16 protein-coding genes are annotated in these 17,150 nt (G+C 70.3%); 2 read left to right on the top strand and 14 right to left on the bottom strand.

Going from position 1 to position 17,150, the window contains the following annotated elements:
- Window positions 1–57: 57 nt before the first annotated feature.
- From hisF to Q1N79_RS03750, 8 genes are all read right to left on the bottom strand, one after another.
- Window positions 58–831, bottom strand: coding sequence for an imidazole glycerol phosphate synthase subunit HisF (gene hisF, locus Q1N79_RS03785; protein WP_300604402.1), 774 nt, complete (start codon window positions 829–831; stop codon window positions 58–60).
- Window positions 828–1,310, bottom strand: coding sequence for a RidA family protein (locus tag Q1N79_RS03780; RefSeq protein WP_300604399.1), 483 nt, complete (start codon window positions 1,308–1,310; stop codon window positions 828–830). Before Q1N79_RS03780 ends, hisF begins: the two co-directional genes overlap by 4 nt.
- Window positions 1,307–2,059 (bottom strand): bifunctional 1-(5-phosphoribosyl)-5-((5-phosphoribosylamino)methylideneamino)imidazole-4-carboxamide isomerase/phosphoribosylanthranilate isomerase PriA, encoded by a 753-nt coding sequence (gene priA, locus Q1N79_RS03775; protein ID WP_300604395.1) that lies wholly within the window; start codon window positions 2,057–2,059, stop codon window positions 1,307–1,309. Before priA ends, Q1N79_RS03780 begins: the two co-directional genes overlap by 4 nt.
- A complete protein-coding gene (gene hisH / locus Q1N79_RS03770; RefSeq protein WP_300604392.1) occupies window positions 2,056–2,685 on the bottom strand; it encodes an imidazole glycerol phosphate synthase subunit HisH in 630 nt (209 codons plus the stop codon). The genes priA and hisH overlap by 4 nt, the downstream gene beginning before the upstream one ends.
- On the bottom strand, window positions 2,682–3,287 hold the full coding sequence (gene hisB / locus Q1N79_RS03765; RefSeq protein ID WP_300604389.1) for an imidazoleglycerol-phosphate dehydratase HisB: 606 nt from the start codon (window positions 3,285–3,287) through the stop codon (window positions 2,682–2,684). Before hisB ends, hisH begins: the two co-directional genes overlap by 4 nt.
- Window positions 3,284–4,402, bottom strand: coding sequence for a histidinol-phosphate transaminase (locus tag Q1N79_RS03760; RefSeq protein ID WP_300604409.1), 1,119 nt, complete (start codon window positions 4,400–4,402; stop codon window positions 3,284–3,286). The genes hisB and Q1N79_RS03760 overlap by 4 nt, the downstream gene beginning before the upstream one ends.
- A gap of 31 nt (window positions 4,403–4,433) precedes the next feature.
- Entirely contained in the window at window positions 4,434–5,750 is a 1,317-nt protein-coding gene (gene hisD / locus Q1N79_RS03755; RefSeq protein ID WP_300604406.1) for a histidinol dehydrogenase, read from the bottom strand.
- Between the two features lie 130 nt (window positions 5,751–5,880).
- Complete coding sequence (locus Q1N79_RS03750; protein WP_300604386.1) at window positions 5,881–6,465, bottom strand: hypothetical protein; 585 nt, start codon at window positions 6,463–6,465, stop codon at window positions 5,881–5,883.
- A gap of 118 nt (window positions 6,466–6,583) precedes the next feature.
- Here Q1N79_RS03750 and Q1N79_RS03745 point away from each other — a divergent pair, with 118 nt between their 5' ends.
- Both Q1N79_RS03745 and Q1N79_RS03740 read left to right on the top strand, forming a co-directional pair.
- The gene (locus tag Q1N79_RS03745) at window positions 6,584–7,225 is read left to right on the top strand and encodes a hypothetical protein (RefSeq protein WP_300604383.1); all 642 of its coding nucleotides are present in this window, start codon (window positions 6,584–6,586) and stop codon (window positions 7,223–7,225) included.
- Between the two features lie 5 nt (window positions 7,226–7,230).
- Window positions 7,231–7,602, top strand: coding sequence for a hypothetical protein (locus tag Q1N79_RS03740; protein ID WP_300604380.1), 372 nt, complete (start codon window positions 7,231–7,233; stop codon window positions 7,600–7,602).
- Between the two features lie 3 nt (window positions 7,603–7,605).
- On the opposite strand, the gene Q1N79_RS03735 is transcribed toward Q1N79_RS03740, so the two are convergent.
- From Q1N79_RS03735 to Q1N79_RS03710, 6 genes are all read right to left on the bottom strand, one after another.
- Window positions 7,606–8,430 (bottom strand): SAM-dependent methyltransferase, encoded by an 825-nt coding sequence (locus Q1N79_RS03735; protein WP_300604377.1) that lies wholly within the window; start codon window positions 8,428–8,430, stop codon window positions 7,606–7,608.
- Window positions 8,431–8,514: 84 nt separating this feature from the next.
- Complete coding sequence (gene dnaE / locus Q1N79_RS03730; RefSeq protein ID WP_300604374.1) at window positions 8,515–12,126, bottom strand: DNA polymerase III subunit alpha; 3,612 nt, start codon at window positions 12,124–12,126, stop codon at window positions 8,515–8,517.
- Between the two features lie 182 nt (window positions 12,127–12,308).
- Entirely contained in the window at window positions 12,309–12,482 is a 174-nt protein-coding gene (locus Q1N79_RS03725; protein ID WP_300604370.1) for a hypothetical protein, read from the bottom strand.
- Between the two features lie 5 nt (window positions 12,483–12,487).
- Window positions 12,488–13,636, bottom strand: coding sequence for an RNA-binding domain-containing protein (locus tag Q1N79_RS03720; RefSeq protein WP_300604367.1), 1,149 nt, complete (start codon window positions 13,634–13,636; stop codon window positions 12,488–12,490).
- Window positions 13,623–16,367 (bottom strand): TrlF family AAA-like ATPase, encoded by a 2,745-nt coding sequence (locus Q1N79_RS03715; protein ID WP_300604364.1) that lies wholly within the window; start codon window positions 16,365–16,367, stop codon window positions 13,623–13,625. Before Q1N79_RS03715 ends, Q1N79_RS03720 begins: the two co-directional genes overlap by 14 nt.
- 53 nt (window positions 16,368–16,420) lie before the next feature.
- A partial coding sequence (locus tag Q1N79_RS03710) for an RluA family pseudouridine synthase (RefSeq protein ID WP_300604361.1) occupies window positions 16,421–17,150 on the bottom strand: 730 nt, incomplete at its 5' end.

The raw sequence follows: 17,150 nt of genomic DNA, 5'->3' as shown, positions 1-17,150 counted from the left end.
AGCCCTCACTTCAGGCACTGCAATGGCCAGGCACGGCCACCGCGCGGTGGCGGCTCGTCAGCGGACCGGGTGGCCGGCGGCGCGCAGCGCCTCCTTGACCTGGCCGATGCGGAGCGTGCCGAAGTGGAAGACGCTGGCGGCGAGCACCGCGTCGGCGCCGGCTTCGACGGCGGGCGCGAAGTGGGCGAGGGCGCCGGCGCCGCCGCTGGCGATCACGGGGACGGTGACGGCGGCGCGCACCAGGCGGATCAGCTCAAGGTCGAACCCGGCCGCGGTGCCGTCGGCGTCCATCGAGTTCAGCAGGATCTCCCCGGCGCCGAGCATGACCGCGCGGCGTGCCCAGTCCACGGCGTCGACGCCGGTGCCGGTGCGCCCGCCGTGCGTGGTCACCTCGAACCCGCTCGGGGTCGGCTGGCCGCCAGGCAGCACGCGGCGCGCGTCCACGGAAAGCACCACGCACTGTGACCCGAATTGCCTGGCCGCCTCGGCGAGCAGTTCCGGCCTGGCGATCGCGGCGGTGTTCAGCGACACCTTGTCGGCCCCGGCCCGCAGCAGCGCGTCCACGTCGGCGCACGAGCGCACGCCGCCGCCGGCGGTGAGCGGGATGAACACCTGCCCGGCGGTGCGCCGCACGACGTCGTACATGGTCTGCCGGCCGCCGCTTGAGGCGGTGATGTCCAGGAACGTCAGCTCGTCGGCGCCTTCCTTGTCGTAGCGCGCGGCGAGCTCGACCGGGTCGCCCGCGTCCCGCAGGTCGCGGAAGTTCACCCCCTTCACCACCCGCCCGCCGTCCACGTCCAGGCAGGGGATGACCCGCACCGCGACGGTCATATCGAGTCGTCCGCGCTCGGCTCGTCCAGGCGGATCGCGTCAGGGGGAACCTCGCTCTCGTCCGGCTCCGCCTCGTCCTCGCCGGGGCCGCCCTCCCGGTGCGCCACCGCCTCGATCTCGACGAGCATGCGCGGGTCGATCAGCGCGGCCACCTGCACCATGGTCGTCGCGGGCGGCGCGTCCGCGAAGGCCAGCCGGTGCGCCTCGCCGACCTCCGCCCACCGGGAGATGTCGGTGACGTAGATCCGGGTCCGCACGACGTCGGCGAGCGTGGCGCCAAGCTGCTCGAGCGCCGCGCCGACGTTGAGCAGCGCCTGCCCGGCCTGCCGTGTCATGTCGCCCTCGTGGACGACCTTGCCGTCCGCGATCGACGTGCAGCCGCTGACGAAGATGAAGTCCCCGGCCGCGACCGCCCTGCTGTACCCGACCGCCTGCTCGAACGGCACGCCCGACGACACCCGCCGCCGCGCCGGGCTCATGACGCGCCTGCGTTCGCGGACGCGGCCGACGCGACTTCGGCGAGCGCCTCGTGCAGGGTGAACGCGCCAGCGTACAGGGCCTTGCCGACGATGGCGCCCTCGACGCCGAGCGGCACGAGCGACGCCAGGTCCCGCAGGTCGGCAAGCGACGACACTCCCCCGCTGGCGATGACGGGGGCCGTCGTCCGCGCGCAGACTCCGCGCAGCAGGTCCAGGTTGGGTCCGCTCAGCGTGCCGTCGCGTCGCACGTCGGTCACCACGTAGCGGGCGCAGCCCGCCGCGTCCAGCCGCTCCAGCGTCGCGTACAGCTCGCCGCCCTCGGCTGTCCAGCCGCGGGCCGCCAGCGTGGTGCCGCGCACGTCGAGCCCGACCGCGATCTTGTCGCCGTGCCGCTCGATCGCGCCGCGCACCCAGTCGGGCTTTTCCAGCGCCGCGGTGCCGATGTTCACCCGGGCGCAGCCGGTGGCCAGCGCGCGCTCGAGCGAGGCATCGTCGCGGATCCCCCCTGACATCTCCACGTTGACGTCCAGCGCGCCGACGACCTGCGCGAGCAGTTCGGCGTTCGAGCCGCGGCCGAACGCCGCGTCCAGGTCGACGAGGTGAATCCACGACGCGCCCGCCCGCTGCCAGGTGCGCGCGGCCAGCACGGGATCCCCGTAGCAGGTCTCGGTGCCCGCGGCGCCCTGCACAAGCCGGACCGCCTGGCCGTCCGCCACGTCGACGGCGGGCAGCAACGTCAGGGTACTCATAGCGTCTCCAGCCAGTTGGCGAGCACGAGGGCGCCGGCGTCACCGGACTTCTCCGGGTGGAACTGGGTCGCGGACACCGCGCCGTGCTCGACCGCGGCGGCGAACGGCTCGCCGTGCTCGGCGATCGTGACCAGTCCCCCGGCGCGGGTCAGCGGCCCGGCGTCGGCCATCCGCAGCGCATAGGAGTGCACGAAGTAGAACCTGGTGCCTTCCGGGATGCCGCGGAACAAGACCGAACCCGGCGCCACGGCCACGGTGTTCCACCCCATGTGCGGCAGCACGGGCGCGTCGAGCCGCTCGACCGTGCCCGGCCAGACCCCGCATCCTCCGGTGCGCAGGCCGTGCTCGACGCCCGCCGCGAACAGCACCTGCATGCCGACGCAGATGCCAAGCACCGGCCGGCCGGCCTCGATCCGCGCCGCGATCAGCTTGTCCCCCCCGACGCCGCGCAGCCCCGCCATGCAGGCCGCGAACGCGCCGACTCCCGGCACGACGAGCCCGTCGCAGTCCAGGGCCGCGTCGGGATCCGCGGTCACCGTGACGGTGGCGCCCGCCCGGGCCACCGCCCGCTCGGCCGACCGCAGGTTCCCCGACCCGTAGTCCAGGACGACGACGTCGCGGCTCACAGCACGCCCTTGGTCGACGGCACGCCACTGGCCCGCGGGTCCGGCTCCGCCGCCGCGCGCAGCGCCCGGGCGACGGCCTTGAACTGGGCCTCGACGATGTGGTGCGGGTTGCGGCCGGACAGCACGTGCACGTGCAGGCAGATCCCGGCGCTGAACGCCAGCGACTCCCAGACATGCCTGGTCAGCGTGGTGTCATAGGTGCCGATGAGCGGCGACATGCCGTCCGGCTCGGTGTGCACCACGTAGGGCCGCCCGGACAGGTCCACGGCGGCGCGGACGAGCGTCTCGTCGAGCGGGACGAGCGCGTCACCGAACCGGGATATGCCGGATTTGTCGCCAAGCGCCTCGCGCAGCGCCTGGCCGAGCGCGATCGACGTGTCCTCCACCGTGTGGTGCGCGTCGACCTCGATGTCCCCCTTGGCCCGCACGGTCAGCCCGAGGCAGCCGTGCTTGCCGAGCTGGGCGAGCATGTGGTCGAAGAACGGCACGCCGGTCTCCACCTCGACCGGCCCGGGCCCGTCGAGGTCAAGCTCGACGAGAAGCCGGGTTTCCTTGGTCTCCCGCGTCACGCGGCCCACGCGGGCGCCGGGAACGAACGTCATAGGCACAGCACCTCCGTCAGCGCCGCCTTGAACGCGGCGGTCTCCGCCGGCGTCCCCACCGTAACCCGCAGCCAGCCCTGCGGACCGGTGTTCCTGATCAGCACGCCCCGGTCGAGCAGGCCCTGCCAGACCCGGTCCCTGTCGCCGAACACCCCGAACAGCACGAAGTTCGCGTCGCTGTCGGCGACCGCCAGCCCGTGCCCGCGCAGCCAGCCGACGAGTTCGTCGCGGCCGCGGCGCAGCGCCTCGACGGTGGCGAGTGGCTCTTGCCTGTGCGCGATGGCGGCGCGGGCGACCGCCTGGGTGACCGTGGACAGATGGTAGGGCAGCCGGACGGTGAGCAGCACCTCGATGACGGCGGGGTCGGCCGCCAGGTAGCCGAGGCGGGTGCCCGCCGCGGCGAACGCCTTGGACATCGTGCGGGTGACGACAAGGCGCGGCCGTCCCGGCAGCAGGGTCAGCGCGCTCGGCGTGCCGTCGCGGCTGAACTCCGCGTACGCCTCGTCGACCACGACGATCCCTGGAGCGGCGGCGTAGACCGCCGCGATGAGCTCGAGCGGGACGGAGGTGCCGGTTGGGTTGTTCGGCGAGGTGACGAAGACGACGTCCGGCCGCGCCGCGCGCACCTGCCCGGGGGCGGTGGACAGGCCGTAATCGGGGTCGCGGGTGCCGGCGAGCCACTGCGTGCAGGTGACCCTGGCGATCAGCGGGTGCATCGAGTAGGACGGCTCGAAGCCGAGCGCGGTGCGGTGCGGCCCGCCGAACGCCTGCAGGAGCTGCTGGATGATCTCGTTCGAGCCGTTGGCGGCCCACACCTGCCGGGCGGTGAGGTCGTGGCCCAGGTAGTCGGCGAGGTCCTTGCGCAGGTCCAGCGCGTCGCGGTCGGGATAGCGGTTGAGCGTGCCCGCGACCGCGGCGACCGCGGCGGCGACCGCGTCGCGCAGCGTCTGGCTTGGCGGGTAAGGGTTCTCGTTGGTGTTCAGCCGGACGGGCACGTCAAGCTGCGGGGCACCGTAGGGGTGCAGGTCCTTCAGATCATCCCGAACGGGCAGTGCCGCTGTGCTGGCCCGGGGGGACGACCCCCCGGACCCCCCGGCTGCGCCTTGACGGCGCACTTGCCTCCGGGGTGTCTGCGACTGCGGAACTTCAGTCACTGCTTCCCCCGGTGCTGGGCACGCGGACGCGGACCGCTGCTACGTGGGCGGCCAGGTCCTCGGCGCCGCCGAGGGCGTCGACCTGGGGCGCGGCCGCGGCGAGCGAGTCGCGGTCGCACTCGATCACGTTGACGACCTTCAGGTACGGGTAGACCGACAGGCCGCTGGTGTGCCGCGCGGTGCCGCCGGTGGGGAGCACGTGGTTGGACCCGGCCAGGTAGTCCCCGAGCGACACAGGCGAGTACGGGCCCACGAAGATCGCGCCCGCGCTGCGGACTTTCGCGGCGACCTTGGCGGCGTCCCGCGTCTGCACCTCCAGGTGCTCGGGCGCCCAGGCGTCGGCGACCGCGAGCGCGGCCTCGATGCCGTCGACCAGGACGTAGCCGGCCTGGCCGCGCAGCGCGGCCTGGACCCGCGCGCGGTGCTTCGTGGCCGGGATCTGGCGTGCCAGCTCTTCGTCGACCCGCGCGGGCAGGCCCGGGTCGGTGGTGATCAGCAGGCAGGCGGCGAGCTCGTCGTGTTCGGCCTGCCCGATCAGGTCGGCGGCGACGAAGGCGGGGTCGGCGGTGTGGTCGGCGATGACGGCGATCTCGGTGGGCCCGTTCTCGCCGTCGGTGCCGACCCGGCCCTGCAGGACGCGCTTGGCGGCGGCGACGTAGACGTTGCCAGGGCCGGTGATCACGTCGGCGGGCGCGCACTCGGCGGTGCCGTAGGCGAACATGGCAAGCGCCTGCGCGCCGCCGACGGCATGCACCTCCGTGACGCCGAGCAGCGCGCACGCGGCGAGCACCGCGGGATGCGGCAGCCCGCCGAACTCCTGCTGCGGCGGGCTCGCCACCGCGATCGAGTCGACGCCCGCGGCCTGGGCGGGCACCACGTTCATCACCACCGACGACGGGTAGGCGACCAGCCCGCCGGGCACGTAGACGCCCGCCCGCCGCACAGGGACGAACCGGGTGGACACGGACAGGCCAGGCGCCGGCGCGGTGTCCGCGCGATGCGGCAGCTGCGCCTCGTGCACCACGCGGGCCCGGCGGGCCGCCTCGGTCAGCGCGTCGCGCACCGCCGGGTCCAGGGTCGCCAGCGCGTGCGCAAGCGCCTGCGGCGGCACCCTCGTGCGGTCAAGGTCGACGCCGTCGAAGCGGGCGGTGTACTCGCGGATCGCCGCGCCGCCCCGGACACGGACGTCCTCGCACACCGGACGGACCAGCTCGACCGCGTGCGCCACGTCGAGGGCGGCGCGCGGCAGCATGCCCTCAAGCGCCGGCCGCGTCAGTCCGGCCGCGTCGCGGCCGCGCAGGTCGAGCATAGTGGTCACGGGGCTGTTCCCGATGTCCGAAGTCACGGGCCCAGTCTACGGAGGGCGCCTGGCGGGCCGCTGATCCGTCCGCATGCTGGACATCCGCCGCGGGGCCCGCGGGGCCCGGGGGCCCCGGGGGTTACTCGGGTGGCTGCGCGTACCCGGGCAGCGGCTCGGGCGGGCTGTCCTGGTGGCGGGTTCCCCACTCGGCGACCACGATGACGATCGCGGTGAACATCGGCCAGAAGGCGAGCGCGCTCTTGGCGCCGAGCGTGAGCGAGGCCGGGAACAGCGTGCCGTCGGCGCTGAACGCCAGCTGGTGGTTGTAGCCCGACAGGCCGATCTGCCCGCCGAGCCAGAGCATGACCAAAGCGCCAGCCACCGCGCCGAGGATGAGCCCGGCCGCGGCGGCGGCCCGGGCGCCCGAGCCGGCTCGCGCCATGAGGAACCGGTAGCCGACCACGCCGGTGATCAGCCCGGCGACCGCGGCGATCACGCAGAACAGGGCGTCGGCGCCGATGAACGCCGATGTCTCCTCGTTGACCAGCTCCGCCGTCCCTGTGGCGATTTCCTGGAGCACGGCCCGCGGGGCGGCCTCTCCCCAGATCAGCCCGGCGACCAGCCCGAGCGCCGAGCTGCCCGCGACCGCCAGCGCGAAGCCGGCGATGGCCCTGAAGGCCGCCGGGCGCCTGCCGTGCCGGCCGGGCTGCACTGGAACACCCATCCGCGTCATTCCACCTCGCTTCCCGCAAGATCGTATGCGCCGCGGCGCAGTGCACGCGGTTTGGATGGCGATATCACGGGCAGGGGACGGGCGCCATGCCGTTGCCCTGGAGGTGAGCATGCCCGTTGGCGCCATCATCGGCCTAGTGGTCGCTTTCATCCTCGTCGCGGTCGCGGTCACCCTCGTGGCAGCGCTGGTGGTCCGCGTGCTGGCGCTGCGACACCAGTTCGGACCCGAGTACGACCGGCTGGTCCGCGAGGCCGGCCCGCGGCGCGCGCACGCCGAGCTCACTGAGCGGCGCCGCCGGGTCGACCGGCTGGGGATCCGCCCGCTCACCGCTGCGCAGCGCGCACGGTATGCCGGGGAGTGGGTCTCGGCGCAGGAACGGTTCGTGGACAGCCCGGCGCAGGCGACCGGGGCCGCGGCGGCACTGGTCAGCGCGGTCGCGGCGGAGCGCGGTTATCCGGCGGCGGACCAGGCGCAGCTGCTGACCGACCTGTCGGTGCACCACGCCCGCCGGCTCGAGGGGTACCGGCGGGCGCGGCAGACGTCCGAGCGGGGCGGCCGGGCGCCGACCGAGGAGCTCAGGCAGGCGCTGCTCGCTTACCGGGCGCTGTTCCGCGAACTGCTCGGTCCGGCCCCGGCCCCGGCGGACGGCGCTACCCGGGCGGTCATCCCGGGTAGCGCGGCCGCGGCGGAACGGGGGACGGCGACCCAGGGGGCGGCCGCCCCGGCGGCCCGGGGAGCGGGGAGGGAGTGAGCCAAGTGAGCCTGGAGATCAGCCAGCCGCCGCCCGGCGACCCCGGCGCCGCAGGCCCGGCAGCGGACACAGGCCCGGCAGGGCCTCGGGCCGACGGCGCGGACGGCCCCCTGCTCGCCGATGCCGCCGCCCTGCGTGCCACCTGGCAGCGCCTGCAGACCGGTTTCGTTGACGACCCGCGCGCGGCCGTGACGGACGCCGCCGCCTTCGTCGAGCACACGGCGCAGGCGCTCGCCGGCGCGCTGCGGCAGCGGCAAAAGCGGCTGCGCGAGATGTGGGACGACGGCGCGGACCGCGCCGACGCCACGGACACCGAGCAGCTGCGGCTCGTGATGCAGCGCTACCGGGCGCTGTTCAACCAGATCTGCCGGCCCTGACGCTCAGGCGGCAGCCGGGGACGCGGGCGCCGCGGCCTTGCGGGCGACGCCGACCCAGCCGGGCAGCGGCGTGGTGTCGGCGCCCGGATCGGGACGCCACTGCGTCGTGGGCACCACGCCCGGCTCGAGCAGTTCCAGGCCGTCGAAGAACGGCACGACCCGCTCGTACGGCCGGAACGTGACAGGAACGGGCAGCGCCTTGTTCATCATCGCGGCGCCTTCAGCCATGGCGCCCGCGTGAATGTCGGAGGCCGGATGGGAGATCGCCAGGTAGCTCCCCGGCGGGACCGCCGCCATCAGGTCGGCGACGACGCGGTAGGGATCATCGGCGTCCGGGATGCAGTGCAGCAGCCCGACCAGCATGACGGCGACCGGCCGGCCGAAGTCCAGGGTGTCCGCCGCCCCGGCCAGGATCGTCGCGGTGTCCCGCGCGTCGGCGTCGACGTAGTCGGTCGGCCCGGTGACGGACGTCAGCAGCGCGCGGGCATGCGCGAGCACCATCGGGTCGTTGTCCACGTACACGACGCGGCAGGCCGGATCGATCGACTGGGCCACTTCGTGCGTGTTGTTCGCGGTCGGGATCCCGGTGCCGATGTCGAGAAACTGCCTGATCCCAGCGTCCCCGGCGAGAAAGCGGACCGCCCGTCGCAGGAACGCCCGGTTGCTGCGCACCCCGACGACCGCCATGGGGTCCGCCTGGACGAATCGCTCAGCGAGCTCCCTGTCAACGGCGAAGTTGTCCTTTCCGCCTAGCCAGTAGTCGTAGACGCGGGCGATCGTCGGCACGTTGGGGTTGATGTGAGACCACATTCGGTCGTCAGCAGTCACAGTGGGGGACGATACACCACAAGCGGAGCGGCGGCGGTGGCGGCAGGCGCCACGCGTCCGTTCGGGATAATCGGTCTTGATCTTTTAACTGGCCACGCAGGCGGGGCCCAGGAGCTGCTTGAGATCGGCGTGCAGGGCCGGGGACGCGGTGACACGCAGCTTGTCATCGAGGCGTACCACCGTGGTCCGCTGGCCGCCGCGCAGCCGCAGGTGCACCTCGGTGGGGCCGGGGTGGGTGCGCAGCACCTCACGAAGCTGCTCGACCACCGGGGGCACGCAGCGGGTCACCGGGAGCGAGACGACGAAAGGGGCGTCGTCACCCGTGGCGAGGTCGGGGACCGTCATGTCCATGGCGATGAGCTTCGGCACGTCGTCGCGGCGGTCGACACGGCCCTTGATGATCACGATCGCGTCCTCGGCGATCGCGGTGGCGTACAGCTGGTAGGTCTGCGGGAAGAACAGCACCTCGATCGCGCCGCCGAGGTCCTCCAGGGTGGCGGCGGCCCACGCGCTGCCCTGCTTGGTCACCTTGCGCTGCACGCCGGACAGGATGCCGCCGACCTTGACGATCCCTGCCTGGCCCTCGGCGCGGCCGCCAGGCGCGGCGGCGGCCGTGCCCGTCTCGCCGTCCTCGGGCGCGGCCATCAGCTCGGCGAGCGAGCAGTCGCTGTCCTTGGCGAGCACGTGCTCAAGGCCGAGCAGCGGGTGGTCGGACACGTACAGGCCGAGCATCTCCCGCTCGAAGTTCAGCCGCGTCTTCTTGTCCCACTCGGCGTCGGGGATCGCCACCTCGAACGCCGCCTCCGCCTCCGCGTCGCCGCCGAACAGCGAATCCTGGCCGATCGCCTCGTTGCGCTTGAGGTCGATGACCGAGTCGACCGCCTGCTCGTGGATGAGCGTCAGGCCCTTGCGCGGGTGCCCGAACGAGTCGAAGGCCCCGGCCTTGACCAGGCTTTCTATGACACGCTTGTTGCACACGACGGCGGGGACCTTGCGCAGGAAGTCGGCGAAGCTGGTGAAGCCGCCCTTGGACCTGCGGGCGGCGATGATCGCCTCGACCACGTTGGCGCCGACGTTGCGGATCGCGGCCAGGCCGAACCGGACGTCCTCGCCGACCGGGGTGAACGTGGCGGCGGAGGCGTTCACGTCGGGCGGCAGGACCTTGACCCCCATGCGGCGGCATTCGCTCAGGTAGAGCGCGGACTTGTCCTTGTCGTCGCCGACGCTCGTGAGCAGGGCCGCCATGTACTCGGCCGGGTAGTTCGCCTTCAGGTAGGCGGTCCAGTAGGAGACCAGGCCGTAGGCCGCGGAGTGCGCCTTGTTGAACGCGTAGTCCGCGAACGGGACCAGCACGTCCCACACGGTCTTGATCGCCGCGTCGGAGTAGCCGCGCTCCCGGCAGCCCTGCCGGAACGGGACGAACTCCTTGTCAAGGATCTCCTTCTTCTTCTTGCCCATGGCCCTTCTGAGCAGGTCCGCCTGGCCGAGTGAGTAGCCGGCCAGGATCTGGGCGGCCTTTTGCACCTGCTCCTGGTAGATGATCAGGCCGAAGGTCGGCTCGAGCATCTCCTTCAGCGGATCTTCGAGTTCGGGGTGGATCGGGGTGATCTCCTGCTGGCCGTTCTTGCGCAGCGCGTAGTTGGTGTGGCTGTTCACGCCCATGGGGCCGGGCCGGTACAGCGCGATGACCGCGGAGATGTCCTCGAAATTGTCCGGCCTCATCAGCCGCAGCAGGCTGCGCAGCGGCCCGCCATCCAGCTGGAACACGCCCAGGGTGTCACCGCGGGCGAGCAGGTCGTAGGTGGGCTTGTCGGTCAGCGGGAGGCTGAGGAGGTCGATCGTGATCGCGCGGTTCTTCTCGATCGCGCTGACCGCGTCGGACATGATCGTCAGGTTCCGCAGGCCGAGGAAGTCCATCTTCAGCAGGCCGAGGGCCTCGCAGGTCGGGTAGTCGAACTGCGTGATCACCGCCCCGTCGGTGTTCCTCGTCCACACCGGGATGTGGTCGGTGAGCGGCTCGGACGACATGATCACGCCGGCCGCGTGCACGCCCGGCTGCCTGATCAGCCCCTCGATGCCGCGCGCCTTGTCGATGACCTGCTTGACCTCGGGCTCCGCGTCGTAAAGGGCGCGGATCTCCGCCGCTTCCTTGTACCGGGAGTGCGACTCGTCGAACACCCCGGACAGCGGCATGTCCTTGCCGAGCACGGCCGGCGGGTACGCCTTCGTGATCCGGTCGCCGAGGGCGTACGGGAAGCCGAGGACCCGGGTCGCGTCCTTGATGGCGGCCTTGGCCTTGATCGTGCCGTAGGTGATGATCTGCGCTACCTTGTCGCTGCCCCACTTGCCGGTGACATAGCGGATCACGTCGGCGCGGCCGCGCTCGTCGAAGTCGATGTCGATGTCCGGCATCGAGACGCGCTCGGGGTTGAGGAACCGCTCGAAGATCAGGCCGTGGACCAGCGGGTCGAGGTCGGTGATGCCCATCGCGTAGGACACGATGGAGCCCGCCGCGCTGCCCCGGCCCGGGCCCACCGCGATGCCGTTGCCCTTGGCCCAGTTGATGAAGTCGGCGACGACGAGGAAGTAGGCAGGGAACCCCATCTGGCAGATGACCTGGATCTCGTATTCGGCCTGGCGCTTTCGCTGGTCGTCATAGCCGTTGGGGTAGCGCTCGCGCATGCCCGCCCAGACTTCGTCGGCGAACAGCTGGTCCTGCGACTCATAGCCGTCGGGGATCGGGAACGTCGGCATCAGGTTGCGGAATTCGAACATGCCGCTCGCGTCCACCCGGTCCGCGATCAGCAGCTGGCTGTTCCGGCAGCCCTGCTGCCAGAAGTCGCTGCTGTCGAGCCGGTACATGTCCCCGGCCGGCTTGATGTAGTAGCCGGCGCCGTCGAGGCGGAACCGGTCGGCGTCCGCGAGGGTCTTCCCGGTCTGGATGCACAGCAGCAGGTCGTGGCTTTCCGCGTCGCTTGCGCGTGTGTAGTGCGAGTCGTTGGTGACAACCGGGGGGATCGCGAGCTTTCTGGCGATGTCAAGCAGACCGTCGCGCACCCGGCGCTCGACCTCCAGGTCGTGCTCCATCAGCTCGAGGAAGTAGTTTTCCCTGCCGAAGATGTCCTGCCAGGTCGCCGCCGCCTTGAGTGCCTCGTCCTGCTGGCCGAGCCGCAGCCGGGTCTGGATCTCGCCCGACGGGCAGCCGGTGGAGGCCATCAGGCCTGCCGCGTGCTCGGCGATGAGCTCCCTGTCCATCCGCGGCCACTTGATCAGCCACCCCTCCGCGTAGGAGCGGGAGGTCAGCTTGAACAGGTTGTGCAGGCCTTCGTTGTTCCGCGCCCAGATCGTCTTGTGCAGGTACGCGCCGGAGGCGGAGACGTCGTCCTTCTTCTGGTGCGGCTGGCCCCACAGGATCCGGTTGGGGTTATCCCTGCGCTCGGGGGCGACGTAGGCCTCGATGCCGATGACCGGGGTGATGCCGGCCTCCCTGGCCTGCCTGTGGAACTCGGCGGCGCCGAACATGTTGCCGTGGTCGGTCATCGCCACGTGCGTCATGCCGAGGGCGGCGACCTCCTTGAAGAGTTCCTTCAGCCGGGCGGCGCCGTCGAGCATGGAGTACTCGGTATGCACGTGCAGGTGGGCGTACGGCACGTTGGTGCTCTCGTCACCGGTTCGGGTCGCCGCGGACGCCGCCATGGAACCAACCGCCTCCTCTAGGCACGCTGCCGCGCCGCCGCGCGTTGCTCGCGGCGCGGTGACCACTACCGTAAACCGGGGGAAGGCGGCCGGCGCCGTGACCACGGACGCGGACCCGCCAGTGGCGGCGGACCCGTGTGCCGCGTCCTCGCGGTCAGTGCGCCAGCCCGGTGTTTCATACCTTATCGGTTCTGGCCGGCACTGGCCGGGGGGCGCGCCGGGGCGGCTGCGATCAGGGAACGCACCTGCGCTCTCGGGCAGGCCGGGGCGGCGGCCGCCAGCCAGGCGACGGTCGCCCCGTCCGCGAGCGGCGCGCCGTCGCGTACGAGGGCGGAAAGGTGCTGGACGATCTCCATCGCGATCATTGATCCCTTGAGGCACGCGGCAAGGTCAGCACGACCTGCGCCTCGCTGATCCCGATTCCGAGACTTTGCCCGGAGTGCTCACGAAGTAGCCGGGAGATCCGGGCGATTCCAGTGCCTGCCCTTGTCGCCAGCTGAGCGGCAGCGACCCGCGAGTAGATGTGGGGGTTGCGCGGCACATGGACACCTGCCCGCATCGCTTCGGCGTCCACGCTGTTCGGCGGGCGACCGGGCGACCTTACCTCGACGCGGTCAGCGAGCACAAAGATCCGAACGGGTCCCGGGATGGTGTAGTCACGATGCACAAGAGCATTCACTGCGGCCTCACGCAGCGCCGCCATCGGTATCTCTTCACGCTTCTCCGGTTCGAAGCCGACGATCTCGTGCCGTGTACGCAAGTGCAGCCGAAGGAATCCTTCTATCTGGTCGATAATACGAAAGAGGTGTCCGGAGAGGTCTTTCCGATCCAAGAAGTCATCACCGATGTCATAGCCTGGGAGAGCACCCACCACGACCGCCGATGACTGGAGCACGGCCTGCGGATTCCGCCCGAAAACCACCGCGCCGCCGACGGTCGGGTGACCCTCTTCGTAAAGTCCCCATGCCCGGAGCAGGCGCGGCAGATCATCGCCTAGTTCCTGCTGATCGGTACGCTCGAGATGCAGCCTCACCGCATCAAGGTCAAGGGCGGATAGCCCAAGTTGCGGGAGCGGTTGTTCGTCATAGAACAAGGACCGCGATGCCTGGAAGAGGCGCAACAGCTCCTCACGGCTCGCACGACGGCAGCGCGCTCCCGACCGGACGTAGTACCGGCCATCGTTGGTTCCGTATGGCCGCTGATCGCCTTTCGGGACGTTGAGGACGACGACTGCGGATCCGTCGAGGTCCAAGATCTCGGGAACGACAGTGACGGGCGGCGAGCAAAGGTTGAATGCGACGTTGTCCACCTTGAGCATCAGGTCGTCAGTGTCCGGCACGCCCATTACATTGCGGCCGTCGTCTACTCCAACGATGATCTGGCCGCCGTCGCTGTTCGCGAAGCAAACCAGGTCCCTTGCCAGGTCGCCAGTATTTCCTAGCTCTCGCTTGAACTCCGTGTGCGGATCCTCCCACCGGAGAATGCGCTCTCTCAGCTCACCGGGTGTCATCGAGTCCCCCGTACTTCTCGGCGCGCCGACGGAACGCCTCGGCGCCGCCTTCAAGCACCGTTCTGATCTCCCGGCGAACTACCGCGTCATCGATGGACGCCCTAGTCCGCACCTCACACCTGCCGCCCTCGTCAGCAAGGCTTAGCACCAGCTCTGCGTCCCCGTTAACGGGGATGTTCGCGTTGTGCGTGGCGATGATGATCTGCCTGCGACGCGCTGGATCGGTAACCCCTTTTTCCGCCCGCAAGAGCGTCACGACGTCGTCGTAGACGAACCTGTTGTCGAGATCATCCTCGGGCTGGTCTAGCACCAGGGGCCGTCTACCCTGAGCGAAAAGCAGCAGCAGCAGTGCGGTGGCCTTCTGCCCGCTAGACAGTTCGGCGAGATCACGAATACTCCCATCGTCAACCCTCAGCGCGATCGTCACCCTGTCTTCCGGTGCAAGCACCTCAACTTCACGCGCTCGCGCAGCATCCTCCGCTAGCCAGCTGACCAGGCGGTTCGCCATGGTTTCTGATACCTGAAAGCGTTTAGTCACCGCTACCGGCCCCTGGCGCACCGCGTGCGCCAGTTCCACACCATCGACGCCTGGCGCCGACGCGATCATGTGCGCCGCGTCAGCCGTGACTCGCGACCCTCTGAGGACGGCCACCATCTGGGACTCGAATCCCACGGTGTCGCCCAGATACGCAACGTTCATCCGCAGCTTGCCGCTAAGGACGCGGTTCACTTCCTCGGCAGCATCCCGTCGCAAGCCAAACCCGCGACGACGCTGATCTTGCAGCCGCCGAAGCAGGTCTTCCCGAACGTCCGTCAGCCGTTCCTTCTCCTCCTCAATGCGCGTCATCCCGGCGACAATCGGCTGGAGCGCGGTTCGCTGGCTGACCGAATCCACATAACGTTTGGCGTCCATGGGACCCGACCCGAGTTCACGCTGGACGCGCCTGAGGTCTTCCTCAAGCCCTGCGACCAGAGTCGGCCACTGCTCTCGCGCCGCGTCAGCGCGCAGCAGCAAAGCCGCTAGTTCGCTAAGGACAGTGTTCGTAGCCGACGTAAGCCGGCCGTGAGCGGACGCTATCTCGTCGGCCAGCTCTTTCAAGGCAGAGGAATGCTCACTAGTGGCTCCTAGAAGTACGCCCTGCGCCTCGGTGAGACCATCATCAAGCGCGTTGGCGCTCTCCGAGAAATCTCGCCGCGCGCGCCTGATGCTCTGTGACGCAGTATCGAGCCGAGCGTTGTCAGAACCGAGCCTGGAGTGCCTTTCCAGCTTCTCCGCGACGCCCTGCTGCTCGTAGTACGCGATATCCACGTTGAGCTTGTTCAGCTGGTCCGCGTACTCGTCTCGCCTGGCCAGTTGGCGATCCAGTTCCTCAATCGCCCTAGCGTTGCGTTGCAACTCCTCGACCAATCGCCGAACTGCCGCGTCAGCGGATCGTGCCTCGTCACCGATGATCTCGTCGAGGAGCCGCCGACGGAAACTATCGTCCCGCGAGACCGCCTGAATCTCCCGCTGCAGCAGGATGACCGGTGACCCACCCGGTCCGAAGAGTTCCATGGGCGGCACGTCTAGCGCCGTACTGGTCTTCAAGTCCGTGACTCTCGGCCGTTGGCCGAGAACTCGGGTAACCTCGTACCGCTGCTCCTCAGCCCCAGGGCGCTCAATCACCAGCCGGACCTGACCGCCGCTTCTCAGTGCATTGCTGATCAGCGACATGCGCTCGGTTTGGTCGGTGAAGGGATCACCGCCCAGCCCATAGCGCAGCGTTTCGAGGATTGCTGACTTGCCTGCTCCGCGCCCGCCGATGAGCGTAGTCAGATCGTCGCTGAAACGCAGCTTCAGTTGGTCAAGGAACCCGCCTTCTACCGCCATGGCGCAGATTCTGGGATGATGCACGCGTTCCGGCGGCCTAGTGAGCACCCGCGTCTGCGGGTCGTGCAACGCCAGCTTGAGCGCTCCGGCGTCGACTCTGCTCAGTTTGATCCACGTGAGACGCCGACGACCGTCACTCAGGGTCTTCGCGCCAAGGTCATCGATGCTCTTGGGGTCGCCGCTGAGGGTGCAGGCAATGGAGTCCAGTTGCTCCCGCGTAAGCAGTCCAGTCGATCTCAGCCTCTCGCGGGCGCTCTCGCAGTGGTCGATGGCGTCGATCAACCCATCCCGGATCAATTCCGCAGCATGCTCCGCCCCGAGAACTTTCAGCAGACCGTTGTCCTCCAAGGCATGGGCGGCGATGACCACGCACCCCAACTGCTCGCGCAAGCTCCTGAGCGCGTCTTTCAATGACCCGCGGAGGCTCACGTCCTGATGCGCAGCGCGCACGTCGCCGGCGTAAAGCGCAGCCGGGCCGGCACCCTGGTAACGAATCGCCTCTGCGATTCGCGCGGGTTCCATGTCCGGATCGCACACCAGCAGCAGATGCAAGCCCCGACCGGCACCAGGCCCGACTGATAGCTCGGCACCAGGCAGTATGACAATCCCCGCCCGCTCAGCACGGTCACGGATCGGATTGAACCATGCGGGGCGCACCCCCTGGTAGTCCGTGATAGCTGCCACATCGATGCGAGCGTCGACAAGCCTCTGCACGTATTCGCCGGCAACCCGGTCCCGATCAGCGGCGCTGTGGATGTCAACTCCTGGCGGCAAGGCGAAGCTCGGCACACCCGGGGTATGCAGATGCAGGTCAACGCACCGCCATGTAGCGCCGACCTCGACGCTGGGCAATACCGTCACCTGACTATCATCCCGCCATCAGCCGACATGGCGGTGCAGGCGCGCGCGGATGCTCAGCTCTCCGCCCGCAGGACGTCCAGGGCGCGCGTGAGATCGCCGGCGTACGGGCTGGCGAACGAGACCTCCCGGCCGTCGGCCGGGTGCGCGAACGACAGGCCGACCGCGTGCAGCCACTGCCTGGTCAGCCCCAGCCGCGCCGCGAGCACCGGGTCCGCGCCGTACAGCAGGTCGCCGCAGCACGGGTGGCGCACCGCGGCCATGTGCACCCGGATCTGGTGCGTGCGCCCGGTTTCCAGGCCGATCGCCACCAGGCTGGCCGCGCGGAACGCCTCGATCGTGTCGTAGTGGGTGACGCTCGGCCGCCCGCCGGCGACGACGGCGAACCTGCCGTCGCCGGACGGGTGCCTGGCGATCGGCGCGTCCACCGTGCCGCGCAGCGGATCCGGGTGTCCCTGCACCAGTGCGTGGTAGATCTTGTCGACCTCGCGTTCCCGGAACGCCCGCTTCAGCGCGCTGTACGCGCGCTCGCTCTTGGCCACCACCATCAGCCCCGACGTGGTCGCGTCGAGCCGGTGCACGATGCCCTGGCGCTCGGCCGCGCCGCTGGTGGCGATCGTGTGGCCGCCGGCAAGCAGGCCCTGCAGCACGGTCGGGCCGTTCCAGCCGGGCGTCGGATGAGCCGCGACGCCCGGCGGCTTGTCCACGACCACGATGTCGTCGTCCTCGTACACGATGACCAGGCCCGGCACCGGCTCGGGAGGCGGCTGCGCGGTCACCGGCGCC

The sequence above is a fragment of the Trebonia sp. genome, assembly GCF_030042015.1.
GTDB lineage: Bacteria > Actinomycetota > Actinomycetes > Streptosporangiales > Streptosporangiaceae > Trebonia.
The sequence above is the reverse complement of the archived record's forward strand: the minus strand, read 5'-3'. Positions and strand labels throughout refer to the sequence as shown.